Annotated in this window: 14 protein-coding genes; 9 read left to right on the top strand and 5 right to left on the bottom strand. The window is 68.5% G+C overall.

Translation table 11 applies throughout. From position 1 onward, the window contains the following. Positions 1-9: 9 nt before the first annotated feature. Both G361_RS50760 and otsB read right to left on the bottom strand, forming a co-directional pair. Positions 10-354: a lipase family protein gene (locus G361_RS50760; RefSeq protein ID WP_081635317.1), complete on the bottom strand. Its 345-nt coding sequence runs from the start codon at positions 352-354 to the stop codon at positions 10-12. Further along, the gene (gene otsB / locus G361_RS0107880; RefSeq protein WP_019926523.1) at positions 332-4,339 is read right to left on the bottom strand and encodes a trehalose-phosphatase; all 4,008 of its coding nucleotides are present in this window, start codon (positions 4,337-4,339) and stop codon (positions 332-334) included. The genes G361_RS50760 and otsB overlap by 23 nt, the downstream gene beginning before the upstream one ends. A 120-nt stretch (positions 4,340-4,459) precedes the next feature. Between otsB and mgtA the strand changes: the two genes are divergently transcribed. The 3 genes from mgtA to G361_RS0107895 are packed head-to-tail and all read left to right on the top strand — an operon-like array spanning position 4,460 to position 9,663. Continuing rightward, a complete protein-coding gene (mgtA, locus tag G361_RS0107885) occupies positions 4,460-7,132 on the top strand; it encodes a magnesium-translocating P-type ATPase (protein WP_019926524.1) in 2,673 nt (890 codons plus the stop codon). 54 nt (positions 7,133-7,186) lie between these two features. Next, positions 7,187-8,170 (top strand): Acg family FMN-binding oxidoreductase, encoded by a 984-nt coding sequence (locus tag G361_RS0107890; RefSeq protein ID WP_036494721.1) that lies wholly within the window; start codon positions 7,187-7,189, stop codon positions 8,168-8,170. Continuing rightward, entirely contained in the window at positions 8,167-9,663 is a 1,497-nt protein-coding gene (locus tag G361_RS0107895; RefSeq protein ID WP_019926526.1) for an AAA family ATPase, read from the top strand. Before G361_RS0107890 ends, G361_RS0107895 begins: the two co-directional genes overlap by 4 nt. A 151-nt stretch (positions 9,664-9,814) precedes the next feature. Here the strand turns inward: G361_RS0107895 and G361_RS42715 are convergent, their stop codons facing one another. Then, entirely contained in the window at positions 9,815-12,271 is a 2,457-nt protein-coding gene (locus tag G361_RS42715) for a cation-transporting P-type ATPase (RefSeq protein ID WP_019926527.1), read from the bottom strand. 265 nt (positions 12,272-12,536) lie between these two features. Here G361_RS42715 and istA point away from each other — a divergent pair, with 265 nt between their 5' ends. From istA to G361_RS42720, 3 genes are all read left to right on the top strand, one after another. Continuing rightward, positions 12,537-14,114: an IS21 family transposase gene (istA, locus tag G361_RS0107905; RefSeq protein ID WP_231386987.1), complete on the top strand. Its 1,578-nt coding sequence runs from the start codon at positions 12,537-12,539 to the stop codon at positions 14,112-14,114. Continuing rightward, the gene (gene istB / locus G361_RS0107910) at positions 14,114-14,983 is read left to right on the top strand and encodes an IS21-like element helper ATPase IstB (RefSeq protein WP_019925495.1); all 870 of its coding nucleotides are present in this window, start codon (positions 14,114-14,116) and stop codon (positions 14,981-14,983) included. The genes istA and istB overlap by 1 nt, the downstream gene beginning before the upstream one ends. Positions 14,984-15,056: 73 nt before the next feature. After that, positions 15,057-15,320, top strand: a complete 264-nt coding sequence (locus G361_RS42720; RefSeq protein ID WP_019925496.1) for a hypothetical protein — start codon at positions 15,057-15,059, stop codon at positions 15,318-15,320. 89 nt (positions 15,321-15,409) lie between these two features. Here G361_RS42720 and G361_RS0107920 read toward each other — a convergent pair whose 3' ends face one another. Further along, a complete protein-coding gene (locus G361_RS0107920; RefSeq protein WP_026342807.1) occupies positions 15,410-15,697 on the bottom strand; it encodes a cation-transporting P-type ATPase in 288 nt (95 codons plus the stop codon). Between the two features lie 125 nt (positions 15,698-15,822). Beyond that, a complete protein-coding gene (locus tag G361_RS0107925) occupies positions 15,823-17,577 on the bottom strand; it encodes a GAF domain-containing sensor histidine kinase (protein ID WP_196814435.1) in 1,755 nt (584 codons plus the stop codon). Between the two features lie 284 nt (positions 17,578-17,861). On the opposite strand from G361_RS0107925, the gene G361_RS0107930 reads away from it, so the two are divergent. The 3 genes from G361_RS0107930 to G361_RS0107940 all read left to right on the top strand — a co-directional run bounded on the left by G361_RS0107930 (position 17,862) and on the right by G361_RS0107940 (position 20,487). Continuing rightward, positions 17,862-18,755, top strand: a complete 894-nt coding sequence (locus tag G361_RS0107930) for a GyrI-like domain-containing protein (protein WP_196814436.1) — start codon at positions 17,862-17,864, stop codon at positions 18,753-18,755. Positions 18,756-18,823: 68 nt separating this feature from the next. Beyond that, positions 18,824-19,840: an Acg family FMN-binding oxidoreductase gene (locus tag G361_RS0107935; protein WP_036494728.1), complete on the top strand. Its 1,017-nt coding sequence runs from the start codon at positions 18,824-18,826 to the stop codon at positions 19,838-19,840. Positions 19,841-19,932: 92 nt separating this feature from the next. Then, the gene (locus G361_RS0107940) at positions 19,933-20,487 is read left to right on the top strand and encodes a flavodoxin domain-containing protein (RefSeq protein WP_019926532.1); all 555 of its coding nucleotides are present in this window, start codon (positions 19,933-19,935) and stop codon (positions 20,485-20,487) included. The last annotated feature ends 97 nt before the right edge of the window (positions 20,488-20,584 follow it).

The raw sequence follows: 20,584 nt of genomic DNA on the forward strand, positions 1-20,584 counted from the left end.
AGAATTCACTCACCGTCCATGTGGCCCGGACATGCCGTCGATCGGATGCGCCCACCCGCCGCCAACGGGCGAATGACTCGGTCGTGCACCGCCTGGACGACGAACAGCGGCGCGGCGGGCCGCCCACGACGTAACCAGACCGCCTCCGGAACAACCCCACAAACCGAGCCGGGACGCGGTCGACAGGGCCAACGGCCGGAACGGCTGTGCGGCGCGAATCCCTTCCAGCACACGGTAACCCGGTTCGCGCGCCGTACCGATCCGGCCGTCCGGCCCCTCGTGGCCGGGTACCGAAACAGTGATGCCGGTTGCGGGCACTCCGGCCAAAGGGTTATGCGGAATCGAGCTGCGCATGTGGTTGCGCGGGCACCGGAGCCGACGCCGGCCAGCGCACCACACCACCGGGGGCCAAGCGTTGTTGCTCTCCGGCACAATGGATCTCGACCGCGGGTGCTACGCCCGGATCGGAACGGACCTCGACCCGGGCGGTGTCGATGCGCACGGTGAGGCGATGGCCTCGGTACACGATCGGGAAGGTGAGGCCACCCAGTTCGGGGGGCCAGTGGGGATCGAGGATCAATCGGTCGTCGCGAATCTCCAGGCCGGAGAAGCAACGTTGCACCAGATCGACGCTTCCGGCCATGGCGCCCAGATGAATTCCCTCCTCGGTGGTGCCACCCTGGATGTCGGCGATATCCGAGTCGAGGACCTGCTCGAAGAATTGCATGGCGCGAGTTCGGTTGGCGCGGGCCAGAACCCACGCATGAACCACCGCGCTGAGGGTGGAGCCGTGTGAGGTGCGGGCCAGATAGTAGTCGACGGTGCGGGGGATCATCTCCCCGGGCAGTTCGTAGCCGAGGCGGTGCAGGATCTCGCGCAGTTCGTCGGCCGACATGAGATAGAACAGCATGAGGACATCGGCCTGCTTGCCGGCGCGGTAGCGGTTGATGTTGTCGCCCTCGGATTCGAGTATTCGATCCAGTCGCTGGATGTTCGGGTAGGTGGTGCGGTATCGGTCCCAATCCAGTTCGGCCAATTGCTCGTAACCGGCGAATTGGCTGATCACACCGTCGTGGAACGGAATGGTCAGGCGGCGGCTCACCGCATCCCAGCGGCCGGGTTCACCCGGGTCGACGCCGAGGGATTCCAGTAGCCGGGCCCGGTCGCGCGGCGCCAGCCGGGTCAGCGCCTGTTGTGCGCGGCAGATCGTCCAGACCGCCATGATGTTCGTGTAGGCGTTGTCGTCGACGCCGTTCAGTGGGGCGTCCGGGTATCCGGAGTGGAATTCGTCCGGGCCGATCACTGCGCGCAGGTGGTAGCGGTCGGTACGCGGGTCGTATTCGGCGAGGCTCGCCCAGCAGCGGGCGATCTCGACCAGCAGTTCGGCCCCGTATTCGGTGAGGAATTCGACGTCGCCGGTGACCTGGTAGTACTGCCAGACGTTGTAGGCCACCGCACCCCCGATGTGATAGGCGAGGTGGCTCGGGTCGGGATGCCAGTGTCCCGACAGCGGATTCAGGTGCAGTGACTGGCTTTCCTCGCGGCCGTCGCTGCCGGACTGCCAGGGAAACAGGGCTCCTTTCAGGCCGGCCGCCGCAGCGGCTCGGCGGGCCTCCGGCAGCCGGCGGTGGCGGTAGCGCAGCAATGACCTGGTCAACGCCGGGAAACGGGGATTGAGCAGCGGGAAGACGAACAACTCGTCCCAGAAGATGTGGCCGCGGTAGGCCTCGCCGTGCAGGCCGCGGGCGGGGACGCCGACGTCGAGGTCGGCGGTGTGCGGTGACAGGGTCTGCATCAGGTGCAACATGTGCAGGCGCATCACCCGCAGTGCGTGCTCACCGTCGTCGAGGTCGATGCGTAGCCGGTCCCACAGGTGCGACCAGGCGAGGCTGTGACCGGCGAGTAGCTCGGCGAAATCGCCCGCGTCGGCCAACCGGCGCGCGGCGTCGTCGTCCGGCGCCGAGACACCGTGGTCGCGGCCGGTGACGACGGCGACCACCTTCTCCACAGCGATCGAATCTCCCTGAGCGACATCGACTACATGGCCGTGCCCGAGCACACCCGCGTCGTCGACGAAGTATGTCGACGCTGTTGTCTTCCCACCCTCGATGCGGACGGTGTCGCGGGCAGCGACGGCCACGGGAATGCGGGAACGGTTGGTGCGCATCGTCATCAGGACGGTGTCGGCCGACAACTCACACGTCGCCACCGGTTCCAGGTGCCGATCCGACAGCTCGCGGTATCGCGCCACCAGGGTGTTGCGGACGGTGCCGTCGACCGTGGCCCGGATTTCGAGCCTACCGGCCCAATTCTCAGCAGTGACAAGGGTTTCCAGCGCGCACAGATGCGGAGCATGCATAGCCGCGAAACGACGCTGGCTTACCGCGGTGACCCGCCCGGCGGTGTCGCGGATCCGGAAGCGCCGGGTCAGCAGGGCTCGGCGCAGATCGAATTGTTGTCGGTAGGAGAGGATTTCCACGGTATCGAGGTCGAGCCAGGCGCCGTCGTCGATGCGGAAGGTGACCGGCAGCCAGTTGGGAAGGTTGACCAGGCTCTCGTTCTCGACGGACCGGCCGTCGATCTCGTCGGTGAGCCGATTGTAGATCCCCGCTACATAGGTTCCCGGGTAATGATGCTCGCCCGCAAGGGATTCCGGTGCGGCGCCGCGAGTGGCGAGGTATCCGTTGCCGACGGTGCACAGCGCCTCGCGCAGTCGTTCGGTGCCCGGATCGTATCCGTCGTAGGTCAGCAGCCAGGACGGCGATGCGGCGAGTTCCGGTTCCCCGGCGAGAAGGGTTGCCAGGCCGTCGAGCAATTGCCCGACCTCGCGCGGTCCGCCGAGGACGTAGCGAGCGGCGGTGGGCCGGTCACCGGTCTCGTCGTGGCGGACCGCGATTCCCAGGCCGTCCCCCGCGACCGCGTCGAAGGCGTCCTCGTCGGTGAGGTCGTCGCCGAGATAGACCGGCAGGACCGAGGCCGTGAGGTGGTCGAGCATCCAGCGCAGCGCGGTGCCCTTGTCCCAGTCGAGGTCCGGCCGCAGTTCCGCCACCTTCCGGCCGAAGGTCAGTCGCAGGCCGTTGTCGCCGGCCCTGCCGTGCACGGCCGCGATCACCGCGGCGATGCGGGACGGCTCGACCTGCCGGTAATGGATCGCGACGGCGAATCGCTTGTGCTCCAACCGAACTCCGGGTACCTCGGCAAGTTCGTCGCGCAGCTGCGTGGCGGCGGCGGCCAGCGCGCGCTCGGCATCCGGGGCCGCCTCGTGGATGTGCACGGTGCCGTCGGGCGCGAGCAACTCGAATCCGTGACATCCCGCATACCAGACGCCGTCCACCCCGACCCGAGCCCGGAGGTCCGCCAGTTCGCGCCCGCTGACGATCGCGACGGGACATTCGGCGGCCAGTCGCGTCAGTGTCCGCGCGGCGCCGTCCACCAGGACCGCCGCTGCCGGATCGGCCACGATCTCCGACAGCGTCCCGTCGAAATCGAGTAGGACCGCGACCTTTTCGGTGTCCAGGAGATCACCGATCCGGTCCCACGAATCCAATGCGTCCGGCAACCGGGACAGGCGGTCGAAGCCGCCGCGCACATCGACCTGCGCCAGATCGCCGACGACGACATCGGCGCCGCCGGCGCGCAACGCCTGAGCGTGCCCGCCACGATCGACACCGATCACCAGCCCGAAACCGCCCGCACGGCCCGCGTGCACCCCGGCCTCGGAGTCCTCGACGACGACGGTGCGCTCCGGGGCGGCGCCGAGCCGGCGGGCCGCCTCGAGCAACATCGCCGGGTCGGGTTTGCCCGGCAGGGCCAGATCCTCGGCAACCAGGCCGTCGACGCGGACCGGGAACAGATCTTCGACCCCGGCGGCGCGCAGTACCTCCGCGCAGTTGCGGCTGGCCGAGAACACGGCCGTACCCAGCCCGGTGGCCTGCAGCTGCCGTACCACCGCCACCGTGGATTCGAATACCGGCACGCCCGAGCGTGCCACCCGATCGAGGAACAGGCGATCTTTGCGATTGCCCAGGGCACAGACGGTCAGCCGGTCGCCGGTGTCCTCCGGATCGCCCCACGGCAAGGTGAAACCTCGTGCGGCGAGGAAGTCCCGGACCCCGGAGTAGCGCGGTTTGCCGTCGACCCAGCGCAGATAGTCGGCCCGGGTGAACGGCGTCGTATCCCGGCCGGGCCCGGCGGCACGACTCGACAGGAATCCGTCGAACAGCTCCGCCCACGCCGAAGCATGGATGGACGCACTGTCGGTGACCACTCCGTCCATGTCGAAGATCACCGCATCGAACCGTCGCGTGTCGATCGCCACCGGTGCACTGTCGCATCGCATCCTTCCACCCTCATCGTCCGGGCACGCCGGCCCTAGGGCCACAGGTCCTCGATTCCCGAGTGCACTCCGTGAGCCATTGGTCCCTGGTGGGCGGCTCGGCTCGCTGGGGAGGATGGACAGATGAACCGCGTGATATCCGCCGCTGTGCCGGAACGGGCCGGCGAACTCACCGCCACCGCGGCCGGCGCACTGTCGGCCGCAGCCGCCCTGACCGCACTGGGAACCTCCGGCGACGGACTCACCGAACATGACGCGGCAGCGCGCCTGCGGCGGTACGGACCCAATGCGGTGCGGTCCCATCACGCCCGGCTGTTGCCGGTGTTGTTGCGGCAGTTGCGATCTCCGCTGCTGTTGCTGCTGCTGGGTACGGCGATCGTGTCCTTCTTCCTGGGCGAGCGCAGCGATGCGGTGGTGATCGGGGTCATCGTCGCCGTGTCGGTCGGTCTCGGTACCGTCAACGAATTCCGCGCCGAGCAGGCGGCCGAGGCACTGCACGACCGCATCCGGCATCAGGTGGTGGTGCTGCGCGACGGCGCCGCGCAGTCCGTCGACCTCACCGCGCTCGTACCCGGCGACATCGTCGAACTGCGTTCGGGTGAACTGATTCCCGCGGATCTCAGGCTGCTGGACGTGAACGGGCTGCAGTGCGACGAATCCGTCCTCACCGGCGAGGCGGTGCCGGTGACCAAGAATACGACGCCGGTACCGGGCGACACGGCGCTCGCCGACCTGTCCTGTTGTGCGCTGATGGGGACGATCGTGGCCGGCGGCCACGGGCGCGGAGTCGTCGTCACCACCGGTACCCGCACCGAATTCGGGCGGATCGCCGCCGGTCTGGCGCAGCACATCCCGGAGACGGAGTTCCAGATCGGGCTGCGCCGCTTCTCGATGTTGCTGGTGCGGGTGGCCGCGATCCTCACCATCGGCATCTTCGCGGTGAATCTGGTGCTGCACCGGCCGTTGCTCGACGCGTTGATGTTCTCGCTGGCCATCGCGGTCGGCATCTCACCGCAATTGTTGCCGGCGGTGGTCTCGACCAGTCTGGCCGCCGGGTCGCGCCTGCTGGCGAAACAGAAGGTTCTGGTGAAGAGGCTGGTCTGCATCGAGGACCTCGGGAACGTCGAGGTGCTGTTCACCGACAAGACCGGCACCCTGACCGAGGGCCGGATCGAATTCATGCGCACCGTGACACCGGACGAGACGGCCGGCGCCGAGATCGCAGCCCTCGGCATGGTCTGCACCGATGCGCTGATCCGCGACGGCGCGCTGGCCGGCGGCGACCCGTTGGACACGGCGTTGTGGACCGCGCCCGGGGCGCCGCGCGACGCGGCGGCCGGCTACACCCGCTCGGCGGTGCTGCCCTTCGATCACCTCCGGCGGCTGGTCTCGGTGCTCGTCGAGCGCGACGGCGTGTCACTGATCGTGACGAAGGGCGCGCCGGAGGCGGTGCTGGCCCGCTGCGATCGGGTGCCGGAGTCGGTGCCCGCGATGCTGGCGGCGGAGTTCGCCGCCGGGCACCGCGTCGTGGCCGTCGCCACGCGCGTCGCGACGCCCGGCGCACGGCAGCTCACCGCCGCCGACGAAGCCGGGCTCGAATTCCGTGGCCTGCTGGTGTTTCTGGACCCGCCGAAGCAGACCGCGCGCGACGCGATCGCGCGCCTGGCCGATCTGGGTGTGGCGGTGAAGGTCGTCACCGGTGACCATCCCGCGGTGGCGGCGCGCGTGTGCGAGGAACTGGGCCTGCCACCCGGCCGGGCGCTGACCGGCGCCGACCTGGACTGGCTCGACGACCGGCAGCTGGCCGAGATACTGCCCGCGGCAACAATATTCGCCCGGGTCAGTCCGGAACAGAAAGCCCGGATCGTCCGGGCGCAACGTGGTCTGCACGTCGATGTCGCATTCCTCGGCGACGGCGTCAACGACGCGCTGGCCCTGCACGCCGCCGATGTCGGGATCTCCGTCGACTCCGCCACCGACGTCGCCAAGGACGCCGCCGACGTGGTGCTGCTCGAGAAGGATCTCGACGTGCTCGCCGACGGAGTGACCCAAGGCCGACGGGTGTTCGCCAACACCATGAAATACGTCCTGATGGGCACGTCCAGCAATTTCGGGAATATGTTCAGTGCGGCCGGAGCGTCGGCGTTCCTGCCGTTCCTGCCCATGCTGCCGTCGCAGATCCTGCTCAACAACCTGCTCTACGATTCGAGCCAGCTCGCCATTCCCACCGATACCGTGGACCCCGAACAACTGGCGCGCCCGGCCCGCTGGGACATCGGCCTGATCCAGCGCTTCATGCTGGTGTTCGGGCCGATCAGCTCGGTGTTCGACTTCGTGACCTTCGGCGTCATGCGATGGGGATTCCACGCCGGCGAAAACCTGTTCCACACCGGGTGGTTCGTCGAATCGCTGGCGACCCAGACGCTGGTCCTGTTCGTCATCCGGACCCGGCGTACCCCGTTCTTCCGCAGCCATCCCTCGATCCCGATGCTGCTCGCCGCCCTGGGGGCGGTCACGGTCGGCGCACTGCTACCCGCCACACCGCTGGCCCGGGATGTGGGTTTCACTCCCCTGCCCGGCCGGTTCTTCGCCGTACTCGCGCTGATGATCGTGGTGTACCTCTTCCTCGCCGAGATCGCGAAGCATTGGTTCTTCCGGCGGCTGCCGACGGTCACCCGGCACCGGCCGCGTACGGCCGGACACCGGGTTCGCCGCCGCGCGACCGGGTTCACGACCACGGGACCCGCGGCCGACGACGCCGTTGTGTCCGCCACGCCGGGCCGGGCTACCCGCTGATCGAGGACCGAAGACTCTCGGCCCGGCCGTATCCCGGCTTCTACCGTGAAGAACATGAACAGCGTTCCTGCCGGAGAAATCATCGAGAAGGCCGTCCTGCTCGCCGGCCGCGCCCCCTCACTGCACAACAGCCAGCCCTGGCTGTGGGTGTCCGACGGCGTCACCCTGCAATTGTTCGCTGCCCGTGAGCGATCGCTGCCCAATACCGACAGCAGCGGACGGCAACTGCTCCTCGGCTGCGGTATCGCCATGGGCCATCTGCGGGCCGCGCTGGCCGCGGACGGCTGGCGGACCGGCGTCGCGTGGCAGCCGGACCCGAACCGCCGGGACCATCTGGCCACGGTCCGATTCGCCCCGTCGACCGTCGTCACCGAGGCCGATCGCGATCGCGCGGACGCGATCGTCCGCCGCCGCACCGACCGATTGCCCTTCGCAGCGCCCGGGAACTGGGACGACTTCGTGACGGTACTGCGCTCGATCATCGACCCCGCGGACGCGATCCTCGACGTGCTGCCCGAGGACAGCCGCCCGGAACTGGCCCACGCCTCCCGGCTCACCGCCGAGCTGCGGCGCTACGACTCGGGGTATCAAGCCGAATTGCAATGGTGGACAGGACATGTCGTCGGCGCCACCGGTATCCCGGCAACCGCGCTGACCACCGCCGCGGAGCAGGTGCGCGTTCCGGTGGGCCGCCGGCTTCCGGCCACCACCGGGCCCGCACGACGCACCGAGCAGACCATCGACGAATCCGCGCTCGTCGCGCTGTCCACCGACACCGACAGCGCCGAGGACGTACTGCGCTGCGGCCAGGCCCTGTCGACGGTACTGCTCGAGAGCACGGTCGCCGGGTACGCCACCTGCCCGCTGACCCACCTCGTCGAGTATCCGCGCAGTCGCGCGATCATCGGCAACCTGCTCGGCGGCACGTCGCAGCCGCAGGCGCTGATCCGCATCGGCACCGCACCAGACGATCGCGACGAACCCGAACCCACGCCGCGACTGCCGCTGGCCCAGATCCTCGAGGTGGCGCCGGCATGACCGGCACCACGGCGCACGGCGTGTACACGGCCGGGCGGGGGCCCGCGGACGAGCCCTACGCCCTGCTCCACGAAACCCACACCGGGCTGGTCGTGCTGTGCGGCGACCGGGCCTACAAGGTCAAGAAACCGATCGTCACCGACTTCCTCGACTTCGGCACCCGCGCACGACGCGTCGAGGCCATGGAACGTGAACTACAGCTGAACCGACGGCTGGCGCCCGACGTATATCTGGGCATCGGGCAGTTCCACGGCCTGGGTGCGGAGCCGGACGAGCCGGTCTTGATGATGCGCAGACTGCCCGGACACACCCGGCTCAGCACGCTGATCGACGATCCGGCGAAGGCAACCGAACTGCTTCCCGTGTTGGTGGAGACCCTGGCCGGCTTCCACGACACCGCTCGCCGCAGTGCCGACGCGGCCGCGGCCGCAACCGTGGACGCCTTGCGCGAACGCTGGAAGTCGTTGCTGGACGGGCTCACCGAGCCCCCGGTGCCCGCCGCCACGACCGAACAACTCGCGCGTCTCGTCGATCGGTACCTCGCCGGTCGCGCGCCGCTGTTCGAGGACCGCATCGCCGGCGACCGGGTGATCGACGGACACGGCGACCTGCACGCCGGGGACATCTACATGCTGCCCGACGGCTTCCGGATCATCGACTGCCTCGACTTCGACGACCGGCTGCGCTGCGTCGACCGCCTCGACGACATCGCCTTCCTCGCCATGGATCTCGAGTTCCTGGGACACCCGCGCCTCGCCACCGAATTCGGTGATCTGTACCGGGCCCGGACCGCCGATCCGGCACCACCGTCGCTCTGGCACCACTATCTCGCCTACCGTGCGATCGTGCGCGCCAAGGTCAACTGCCTACGGTACGAACAAAGCGACCCGCAGGCCGCCGCACATGCCGACCACCACATCGCCATCGCGGCGCGGCACCTGCGCGCCGGAGCCGTCCGGCTGGCCCTGGTCGGCGGACTGCCCGGCACCGGAAAGTCCACCGTCGCACGCGCACTCGCCGAAATCACCGGCGCGGCAGTACTATCCACCGACCACATCCGCACCGGCCTGCGCGCGACAGGTGCCGTCACCGGCGCCGCCGGCAGCTACGACCGCGGCGCCTATACCTTCGAGGCCCGCGACCGCGTGTACCGCGAACTGCTCACCCTAGCCCGCGAACACCTCGTCCACGGCCGAGACGTCATCCTCGATGCCTCCTGGCTCGACGCCGGGCACCGCCGCGCGGCGCTCGACCTCGCGACCGAGACATCGTCAGAAATCATCCAATTGCAATGCCGGGCACCGCAATCCATCGCCGCCGCCCGAATCGAGGCGCGGGGGCACAGCGAATCCGACGCAACCGCAGCCGTCGCCGCCGCGCTGGCCGCCGAAGCACCGCCGTGGCCCGAGGCGATCCCCCTCGACACAACCGGCCCCCTGCCCGACTGTACGAGCCGGGCCGAACTCGCCTGGGCCGTCGCCGCCGACCGCTGACCCACGTCGCCACCATCGTGTACGCCGTAGCGTGCGAACCTGCCGCCGATGCCGACTGTGGACAAGACCTCGGGACTGCGCGATGCGGCGCGGTCCTGCGCCAGGTGTGCCCGGGGATGGTCCGTCCATCCCCGGGTATGCCGCGGCCGTTTCACTGTCGGGCTGCGTGCCGCCGGTCCTTGTACCGGAGCCACCATCGGCACAACTCGTCGGCTCCCCACACCACGAACGGGTACGGCAGCAGTATCGCCAGGTCACGCCACGGCAGCGCGGCAGTACCCAGGAGCGTTTGCAACGGGGGTGTATAGACGAACACTGCGGCCAGAACGAGTTCGGCGGCGATTGCGGTGAGCAGGTAGCGGTTGGCGAAAACGCCTACGGACCACAGTGATACGCGTTGGGCCCGCACGGCGAACGCGGTGCCTATCTGGCCGGCGATCATGCCGAGGAACGTCATGGTGGTCGCCTGCCGATAGGCGAGATGCAACGGTGTGCCTGGTCCCACCGCGTCGCCGGGATGCCAGCCGGCCCGCACCAGGACGATGAAGAATCCCGCGAGTGCCAGCGTCGCGACGATCCCGCCGAGGAACAGCCATGCGCGCGCCAGCATCCAGCCGCGGATCACGCCCTCGTCGCGCGGGCGTGGCGGTCGCGACATGATGCCGGGTTCGGCCGGTTCGCGCGAGAGGGCAAGCGCCGGAAGGGTTTCGCTGCCGACGTCGAACGCGAGCAGCTGAAGGATGGTCAGCGGCAACGGGATCGCGCCGCCGCCGAGCGCAAACACAAGGAACGCAGCGATTTCCGGGGTGGCGTGGGTGAAGATGTAGACGATGAACTTCCGTACGTTGTCATAGATGCGGCGGCCGGCCCGGACGGCGGCGACGATGGAGCCGAAGTCGTCGTCGGTGAGGACGACGGTGGCAGCCTCGCGGGCGACGTCGGTGCCGGAGCGGCCCATCGCGACCCCGATGTCGGCACGGTGCAGTGCGGGAGCGTCGTTGACGCCGTCCCCGGTCATCGCCACCACGTGGCCGGTGTCGTGCAGCGCCTCGGCGATGTGCAGTTTCGCCTCCGGCGACGCGCGCGCGAAGATCACCTCCGGTTCATCACGGATGAGTGCGGCGAGTTCCTTCTCGGTCAGATGGCCCAGAGCGTCGCCGGTGATCACCGTGGGATTCCGGCCGGTGATGCCGATACGTTCGGCGACGGCGGCGGCGGTCAGTGGATGGTCGCCGGTGATGACGATGATCCGGATGCCGGCGGTGTGACAGTCCGCGACGGCCTGTGCGACCCCCGGCCGGGGCGGATCGAGCAACGCGATCAGCCCGATCAGGCACAGATCCGTCTCCGCGTCGTCGCGGCGCTGTGGCGCGGGCCCCGGCGGTAGTTGCCGTTGTGCCAGGGCCAGCACGCGCAGCCCTTCCGCGGCAAGGGAATTCACGACGGCGGCGATCCGCGACCGCTCGGTGGCGGTGAGGGCCACACGCGCACCGTGTTCATCCAGCACCTCGGCGCAGCGCGGCAATACGACCTCGGGCGCTCCCTTGGTGTGCACGGTCAGCGTGCCGCCGTCGCCGCGGTCGACGGTGGACATCAGCTTCAGCACCGGGTCGAAATGAAACAGCCACTGCCGGTTGGCTTCTCGTGGTGCCACCGCAACGTCGGCGCCGAGCGCGCGGGCGGCGGACAGCAGAGCGAGCTCGGTAGGATCGCCACCTGCACCGTCGAACCGGCCGTTGTTGCACAACGCCGCCACTCGGCCGAGCTGCCGCAGCTGCGGCGCATCGGGTGCCGGCCGGTCCGGATCGAGGTCCACGCGACCGGCGGTGGTCCACACGCACACCGGTGTCATCCGGTTCTGTGTGAGTGTGCCGGTTTTGTCGGTGCAGATGACATCGGTCGATCCCAGGGTTTCCACGGCGGACAGGCGCTTGACGAGCGCCCCGCGGCGGGCCAGTGAGCGTACCGCGACCGCCAGCGCCAAGGTGATCACCGGCAGGAGCCCTTCCGGAACCATTCCGGCCAGCAGGCCGGCGGCGAACACCAGCGCATCGACGAGCCCCAGACCTACCGCGAGAATCGACAGCGGGATGAACCCCGATGCCAGCAGCAACGACACGGCGGCGATCAGCCAGGCGACCCGGCGGACCTGCCGCTCCAGTGGGCTCGGGTCCGGTCGGACGCGTTCGGTGAGCGCCGCGATCCGGCCGATCTCGGTGGCCATACCGGTCGCGAACACCACGCCGCGCGCCTCGCCGCCGGTACAGCTGGTGCCGCTGAACACCAGATCGTGGGCGTCGAGCAACGGGGTGTGCACATCGGTCAGCGCGGCCGAGCGCAGCGTCGGGACGGACTCGCCGGTCAATGCGGACATATCGACCTCGACCGCGCCGGTCAGTAATCGGATGTCGGCCGCGATCCGATCGCCCTCGGTGACGAGGACGATATCGCCGGGCACCAGTTCGACCGCGTCGATCTCGGTCGCCGTCCCGTCCCGTTCGACCTTCGTCCGCTGCGGCAGATATTTCGCCAGTTCCTCCACGGCCCGCTCGGCCTGCAACTCCTGGATGAACGAAAAGGCCGCGTTGAGGAAGATGATCAGGATCACCGCGGCCGCGACGACACCCGATCCAACGATCAGCAGCAGCGCGGTGGTTCTATCCGTGAATTACGACACCGTTGATCGGTGAATCTCGACACCACTCTCGGCGTGGAAGGTGTTGGTATCCGCGAATTTTGACACCACCGGACGGGTTGCGGTGGCAAGATCCTCCTGCTATCAATCTGCATCGGCCCGTAGGAGTGGATCTGTGCCGCCGAACCAATCCAAGGCGCAGTTGTACGCGGCGATCCGCCGGGACTCGAGAGCGGGCATGTCGGGCCGGGATCTACAGGCCAAGTACAACGTCGGCTACCGCACGGTCAACGCTGCTCTGACGTCTGCGTTCCCGGAGGCGCGCAAGGAGTATCCGGCGCGGGCGTCGAAGCTGGACCCGTTCAAGCCGTTGATCGATGAGATGCTGCGGGCGGATCTGGACGCGCCGCGCAAGCAGCGGCACACGATCACGCGGATCTATGCGCGGCTGATCGACGAGCACGGTATGGAAGATGTGTCGTATCAGCGGGTCCGCGACTATGTCGAGGAGCGTAAGCCGCAGATCAGGGTCGAGGCCGGCCGGGAACCGCCGCAGGTGTTCATCCCGCAGACCCACCGCCCCGGTGAGGAAGCCGAGGTCGATTTCGGTGAGGTGACCGTCGAGCTGCGCGGCGAGCCGATCGTGCTCTACCTGTTCTCGCTGCGGATGTCGTACTCGGGCCGGTCGGTGCAGCGGGTGTTCGCCTCGGGCGGGCAGGAAGCGTTCCTGGAGGGGCACGTGCACGCGTTCACGGTGCTGGGCGGGGTGCCCCACGGGAAGATCCGCTACGACAATTTGAAGGCCGCGGTCGCGAAGGTGCTCGGGTTGAGCAGGGCCAGAACCGAATCGCAGCGCTGGACCACCTTCCGCAGCCATTACGGCATCGACGACCCGTTCTACTGCATCCCGGGCATCGAGGGCGCGCACGAGAAGGGTGGTGTCGAGGGCCAGATCGGGTACTACCGGCGCAACCACTTCGTCCCCGTCCCGAAGGTCGAGTCCCTCGAGGAACTCAACACGCTGGTCGGGCAATGGGATAGCCAGGATCTGCGGCGGCGGATCGGTGCGCGGGCGCGCACGATCGGGGAGCATTTCGCGCTGGAGGCACCGACGCTGAAACGGCTGCCCGAGGAGGAATTCGAGACCGGGTCCTGGCTGTCCACGCGGGTGGACAGGTATTCGATGGTGGCGGCGCGGACCAACAAATACAGTGTCCCGATCCGGTTCATCGGCCGCCCGGTCCGGATCCTGTTACACGCCTCCTGGCTGGTCGTCTACGACGGCCGCACCGAGATCGCCCGCCACGAACGCCTGATCGGCAAGGCGCTGACCCGTGTCGAACTCGATCACTACCTCGAAGCGCTGGTCCGTAAGCCCGGCGCGATGGCCGGCGCCACCGCCCTCGAGCAAGCCCGCCAGAGCGGGAAGTTCACCAAGAGCCACGACGCGTGGTGGGCGGCGGTCCGCAAAGCCCACGGCGAGCGTGACGGCACCCGCGCGATCATCGAAGTGCTTCTGCTGCACCGCAGCATGCCCCACGACCAGGTCGTCGCCGGGCTGGACGCCGCGCTGCGCGCGGGAGCGCTGACCGCGGACGCGGTCGCGCTCGAGGCCCGCAAGGCCGCCGAAGCCTCTCCACGGCTGGCCAGCGTGGTCGACCTCGACGAACCCGGCCCGGATCCGGATCCGGTTCCCTCGCTGACCGCCCGCCGGCTGGCGCAACTGCCACCGGACACCCGGCCCCTGCCGTCGGTCGCCATCTACGACCAGCTGCTCCGCATCACCAAACCGAGAACCGCAGAAGGGAATTCCTGATGATCAGCCCGCTCCCGCGCCGTCACGGCATGACCGATCAGGCCGCCGACGCCGCCGTCGACCAGGCATGCCGGATACTGCGGCTGCCGTCGATCCGCTCCCAGTTCAACGACATCGTCGAAACCGCGACCCGTGACCAGATGACCTACCGGGCATTCCTGGCCGAGTTGCTGCTGGCCGAATGCGACGACCGGGGCCGCCGCCGCTCCGAACGCCGCATCCGCGCAGCCGGGTTCCCGCGCGATAAATCGTTGCGGGCGTTCGACTTCGACGCCAACCCGAACATCGACCCCGCGGTGATCAACACCCTCGCCAACTGCGACTGGGTGCGCAAGGGCACCCCGCTTTGCCTGATCGGCGACTCCGGCACCGGCAAGAGCCATCTGCTGATCGCGCTGGGCACCGAAGCCGCGATGCGCGGCTACCGCGTGAAATACATCCTGGCAACGAAACTGGTGAACGAGCTGGTCGAAGCTGCGGACGAGAAGGTGCTGGCCAAGACGATCGCCCGCTACGGGCGAGTCGATCTGCTCTGCATCGATGAACTGGGATATATGGAGCTCGACAAGCGTGGCGCCGAGCTGTTGTTCCAGGTCTTGACCGAGCGCGAAGAAAAGAATTCTGTCGCGATCGCCTCGAACGAGGCGTTCTCCGGCTGGTCGAACACGTTTCCCGAACCGCGGCTCTGCGCCGCGATCGTCGACCGCCTCACCTTCGGCGGGCAGATCATCGAAACCGGCACCGACAGTTACCGTCTCACCCGCACGGCCCTCGGCAGCGCCGCCGGACCCGCCACTGCGGCAGCGCCCCCGCCGCAGCAACCCGTATTCACCGACGCGCAGCAACAGGCCCTGGAAATAGTGCCCTGACCAGCGGGCTATCCACGAATTACGACACCACCCCGGCACCCGAACCCGCCGGCACCGGAAAGCACGACAACCCGTGACCACACACGACACCCATGCCCACCCCGGCCCCTTCTTTTCCGGTCTCACCGTCGACGACGCGATCGAACTCGCCGAAATGCTGACGTTCATCGACGACTGGCTAACCGGCAGCGATCCGGCTATCGCGCGGTCCTTCCACGCGTTCGTCGGCACGGACGGCTACACACTCACCGACCTGCAGGCCGACCTGAACCGGTTCGCCACCCTGTTCAACGGCCATCAGATCCCGGCCCACGACCCCCACACCGAACCTTTCTGACACGCCCGGCGAACCTGACACGCCGACCGGGGTGACGTCAAAATTCACGGATAAACCCACCCCGGATCGGCCCCAACTGACGCCAGAATTCACGGATAAGTGGTGTCAGAATTCGTACTTACGGCCAGCGCGGCGGCCAGCCACAACAACAGCGCCAGCGGGTGGGTGACCTGTCGGAGCAGGGCCCACGGCCATTGCCGTCCGCCTCTGCGGGTGAGCTGATTCGGCCCGTACTGCAACAGCCGCCGCTGGGCCTCGACGCCGGACAATCCGCGCAGATCGCTACGCAGGTCCCGCAGCAACCGGTCCGCGGCCTCCTCAGGGTCCAACAGTTGCTCCTGCGGGTGGATGCGATGGTCCTGACGGGTGGACATCATTCGATGGTCGCGACTCGCGCGCGACAGTGACAGGACCGATCGCACCGACTCGAAGGACTTTCGGCCTCTGAGCGCCGGGCGACGCGCTGTGTAGACGACCGATCGCCGCCTTGCGCCACAGGTTGTCAGGACAGTGGTGCGGTCCAGCGGATCCGGGTGCCGGGACCGTGCGGACCGGCCGCGTGCGCCGTGTCGAACGTGAGTTCGCCACCGACGCCGCGCGCGCGGCGGGCGAGGTTGTCCAGTCCGCTGGGTGTGAGGTCGTCGGGCATACCTCGGCCGTTGTCCTCCACGACGATGTCGATGTCGTCCGCGACTGTGATGTCGAGGATGAGTGTGTCGGCACCTGCGTGCCGGACTGCGTTGCTGATCGTCTCGCGGACCACCGCCTCGGCATGTTCGGCCAGATCGGCGTCTATCGCGTCGAGCGGGCCGTGGATGCGGGTGCTGACCCGTAGGTCGATGCCGTCGGTGTGCTGGCGGATGATCTCATCGATGCGTTGCCGCAGCCGAGGGGATTCACCACCGGTATGCAGCTGGTAGATGGAGTCCCGGATCTCGCCGATCACCGATTGCAGGTCATCGATCGCTGTTGTCAGCCGCGCGCGTACGTCGTCGCGGCGGGTGCGGGCGGCGGCGCCCTGCAACGACAGGCCGACGGCGAACAGCCGCTGAATCACGTGATCGTGCAAATCGCGTGCGATGCGGTCCCGGTCGGCGAGCACGTCGAGTTCTCGCATGCGCTGCTGGGTGGCAGCCAGGCGCATGGCGAGTGCGGCCTGACCGGTGAACACTTCGATCAATTCGATGGTGTCGGCGTCGTAGGGAGCGTGCCCGGGCTCGTGCTCGACAACGAGCACGCCCAGGGTGGTGTCGTTGGCATGTAGCGGAATCATCAGGACCGGCCCGGCGCCCACCGGCAGGCCGGGGCCGAACTCATGGTCCAGATCCTCCACGGCGTTGTGGACGGGAGCACGTCCGGTGAATGCCTGCCCGATCACGGTGCCGTCGAGCGGCACCAGCCCGCCGCCCGGCGGGCCGCCGGGACCGGACCGGTGCGCGACGACCAGTCCCACGACCTCATCGGCCGGGATGTCCGGATCCGAGGAGATCGCCAGCCACGCGCGCTGCGATCCGGACAATTCGCGCACTCGATCGACGAGTTGGACGAGTACCCGGTCGTAATCGACGCCTGCCAGAAAAGCGGTCGTGATGTCGCGAGTAGCCGCTATCCACTGTTGCCGGGCCTGAGCGGCTTCGAACAGATGGGCGTTGTCGATGGCCACACCCGCGGCGGCGGCCAGAGCCGTCACCAGGATCTCGTCGTCCTCGGTGAACGGCAACCCGCTGTTCTTCTCGGTGAGGTAGAGGTTGCCGTAGATGCGCCCACGGGTGTGCACCGGCACTCCGAGGAATCCGTGCATCGGGGGATGTCCGGCCGGAAAACCCACGGAATCCGGGTGGCTCGCGAGATCGTCGAGCCGAATCGCCTTGGGCTGGGCCAGCAACAGCCCGAGTACGCCCTTGCCCTGCGGCAGCGGGCCGATCTCGCCCGCCGCGTCCACATCGATGCCCTGGTGGATGAAGCGCGAAAGTTGCTGGTCATGACTACGTACCCCCAGCGCCCCGTACCGGGCGTCGGCCAGCGCGATCGCCGTCTGGACGATCCTGGTCAGCGTGTCGTCGAGGTCCAGGCTCGCGGTGACCGAGAGCATCGCCTCCACGAGGCCGTCCATCCGGTCCCGAGCATCGATGATCTCGTCGACCCGGCCACGCACTTCCGTGAGCAGCTCCCGTAGCCGCAACTGCGACAGACTCTTACGTACCAACCCAGCGCCCGCAAGCGGTTCGACGGTGGCGTCTTCGGTGAAACCAGCCATGACACTACCCATCCTCCCTGCCCACAGAGGCAGCTGACCGGCTGGTATTTCAGTCTAGGGCCCGATGTCGATCACTTGCACGCCGAAAGTCCTCTCCTTTCGGGACAATTGTCGAAGTACTTGCGACACAACAGCTTCCCGTTCCCCGTGCGGCTTCGGACAGGTGCACCGAGCGGCACCCAGAAGGGGGTGCCTTCGACCCTCACGCGCGAGTCCATCGGCTCTGGGAATCCGGCTCACCCAGCGTGATGCTCGGGGGTTACAGGACACAGAAGGAGGTCGTGATGGAGTACCGGGTGGCAGTGTGCGAATCGGTACCGCAGGCGGTGCTGCGGGTGCCGTGGGAGGTCCGGCAAGACCGGCTCGGCGCCGATCTCTCCGCCGGCATGCGGCAACTGGCGATCATGGCGGACCGGACCGGACTGGTCGCATGCGGTTCGCCGACGATCACCTACCAACGGCCGCTGCCGGACGGCGAGGCGGCCGAGGTGGATTTCGCGGTGCCCGTCGAACCCGGTGCCACGCTGGGACCGCGGTCGGGCGCCGAGGTGATCGTCACACCGGGGACGCTGGTGGCGCGTACCTGCCATCGCGGCGGTTACGAGGGCCTCGGCGCGGCGTACACAGCGCTGCACGAATGGTTGTACAGCTCGGGCCACCGCCCGATCGGCCCACCCACCGAGGTCTATCTGGTCGGTCCGGACGAAGTGACCGATCCCCGGCGGCTGCTGACCGAGATCCGTATCCCGGTCGCGCCACCGGTGGCCGTCACGGTCGATGTGCACATCCCGTTCGACCGAACCGTCGCCCTGGTCCGGGAAACCCTGCTCGCCGACGGTTTCGTCATCCTCGCCGAACTGGACCTGCGCGCCACGCCGGCGGACCCGCCCGGCGTTCCGGAAACCGGGCACGTCGTCCTCGACACCTGTCATCCGGAACTGCTCACCCGCGCGCTGGCCGCGGATCCGCAGGCCGGCGTGATGCTGCCGCGTGCCGTCGCGATTCGCGAACGGGCCGGGTGCGTCACGATCGAGGCCGCCAACCCGACGGTGCTGGTCCAGGCCACCCGGCACGACAGCCTGCAGGCCGTCGCCGACGAGATGTGTCGCTTGCTGGTCGCCGTACTGGATCGGATCGAAAAGTCGGCCGCCGACCTGATCGGATCCGCGGGAATGTGACCATCGGCCCGCACGGTCGAGGCGGAAGCCCGTATCCGGCGGTGACCTGCCCGGACGATCCTGACGGTATGACTGCTACGGATCCCGTCGCCACGTTACCGATTCCGGACCAGCCCACCGTGCGGACGGCACTTCGGCTGGCCGGGCGCGCTCCGTCGATCCACAACACCCAGCCGTGGCGTTGGGTCTTCGACGGTCGCCGCCTGCATCTGTACGCCGACCCCGACCGGGTCCTGCCCGCTGCCGATCCGCGTGGGCGGCAGCAGCTGATCAGCTGCGGCGCGGTATTGCACCACGCCCGCACCGCGTTCGCCCTCGCCGGCTGGCACACCGATACCGAGCGCCTGCCCGACCCGCATCGACCGGATCACTTGGCGGACATCGACTTCCGCCCCTGGCCCGATCCACCCGCGGGAGTCCCGCGCCGGGCGCGCGCGATCGGCGAGCGCTACAGCGACCGCCTCCCGATGCTGCCGCCGCCGGATTTCGACGCCACGGCCCGGGCGCTGCGCGGTCTGGCCGGCCCGCACCATGTGGAGTCGGACGTACTCCCCGAGGAAGCCCGTGCCCGGCTCGCGGAGATTTCCGAGCAGGCCGCGGAGGCGCATCGCGACGACCTGTTCTATCAGCGGGAATTGAATTGGTGGACAGGGCATTCCGATGTCGTGGAGGGTGTCCCGGAGGCCGCACTGGTGTCCGCGGAGGAGGCGTCGCGCACGGGTGTCGCGCGAGCGTTTCCCGCTGCGGCGCATTCGGCCCGGCGCAGCGAACTCACCGACGCGGCCCGGCTGGTGGTCCTCAGTTGTGCCTCCGAAGGCCACGCGGAATGGCTCCGGACCGGCGAGGCATTGTCGGCGGTTCTGCTGGAATGCGCCGCGTCCGGGCTGTCGACCTGTGCCCTCACCCATCTCACCGAGCCGGGGATCGGCCGGCGCATGATCGCTGCCATGTTGCCGCACCCTGCGCAGCCGGAAGTGGTGATCCGCATCGGCATCGCACCGGACGACACCCGGCCGATTCCGACGCCGCGGCGGCCGCTCGACGACTACCTGGAGATCCGGACGATGCCGACCGGCACGCCGTGAATCCAGCCCACATGCCCGGATGACGTTGGTCCCCGAACCACGGGCACGACGGCTCCGGACACCCGGCCCCGAGATGGAACAGGCTGAAACACATGGAAACACACACTCCGCACATCGCCGTCCTCTATGCGACGGCACAGGGATCCACCCGTGAGATCGCCGAATTCATCGGTACCGAACTGGCCGGGCGCGGTGCCCGGGTGGAGGTGTCCGACGTCGAGCACGCGCCCGACCCGAGCACCGTGGACGGCATCGTCCTCGGCAGCGCCGTCCACAACCGCGCACTGTTGCCCGAGATGTCCGACTACGTACACAACTACCGGGAACAGCTGTCCGGATTGGATGTCTGGCTGTTCAGCGTGGGCCTCGGCCCGGCCCTGCACGGGCCGATCGGCCGGCTGCTCGGCACCAAGGTGCCGTCGCGGATCGCAGCCGTACGGGACGAGATCCAGCCCCTGGACTATCGCGCATTCGCCGGCCACTACGAACGAGCGGGGGTCGACCTGCCCGCCCGGATCCTGTTCCGTCTGCTCGGCGGAACCCGCTACGGCGATCTGCGCGACTGGTCCGCGATCCGCGACTGGACCGGGCTCATCGCCGCGGCACTGAACCTGCCGCAGCCGTCGTCGGCCACCATTCACCCCTGAAAGCCCGGTTGCCTCATGATGTTCCGATATCTGACCGGTGGCCTCACCGCGACGCCGATCGTGGCCGCCGTGCTCGCCTGTTCCCGAATCTGCCGAG

This window comes from Nocardia sp. BMG111209 (assembly GCF_000381925.1).
Taxonomy (GTDB): domain Bacteria; phylum Actinomycetota; class Actinomycetes; order Mycobacteriales; family Mycobacteriaceae; genus Nocardia.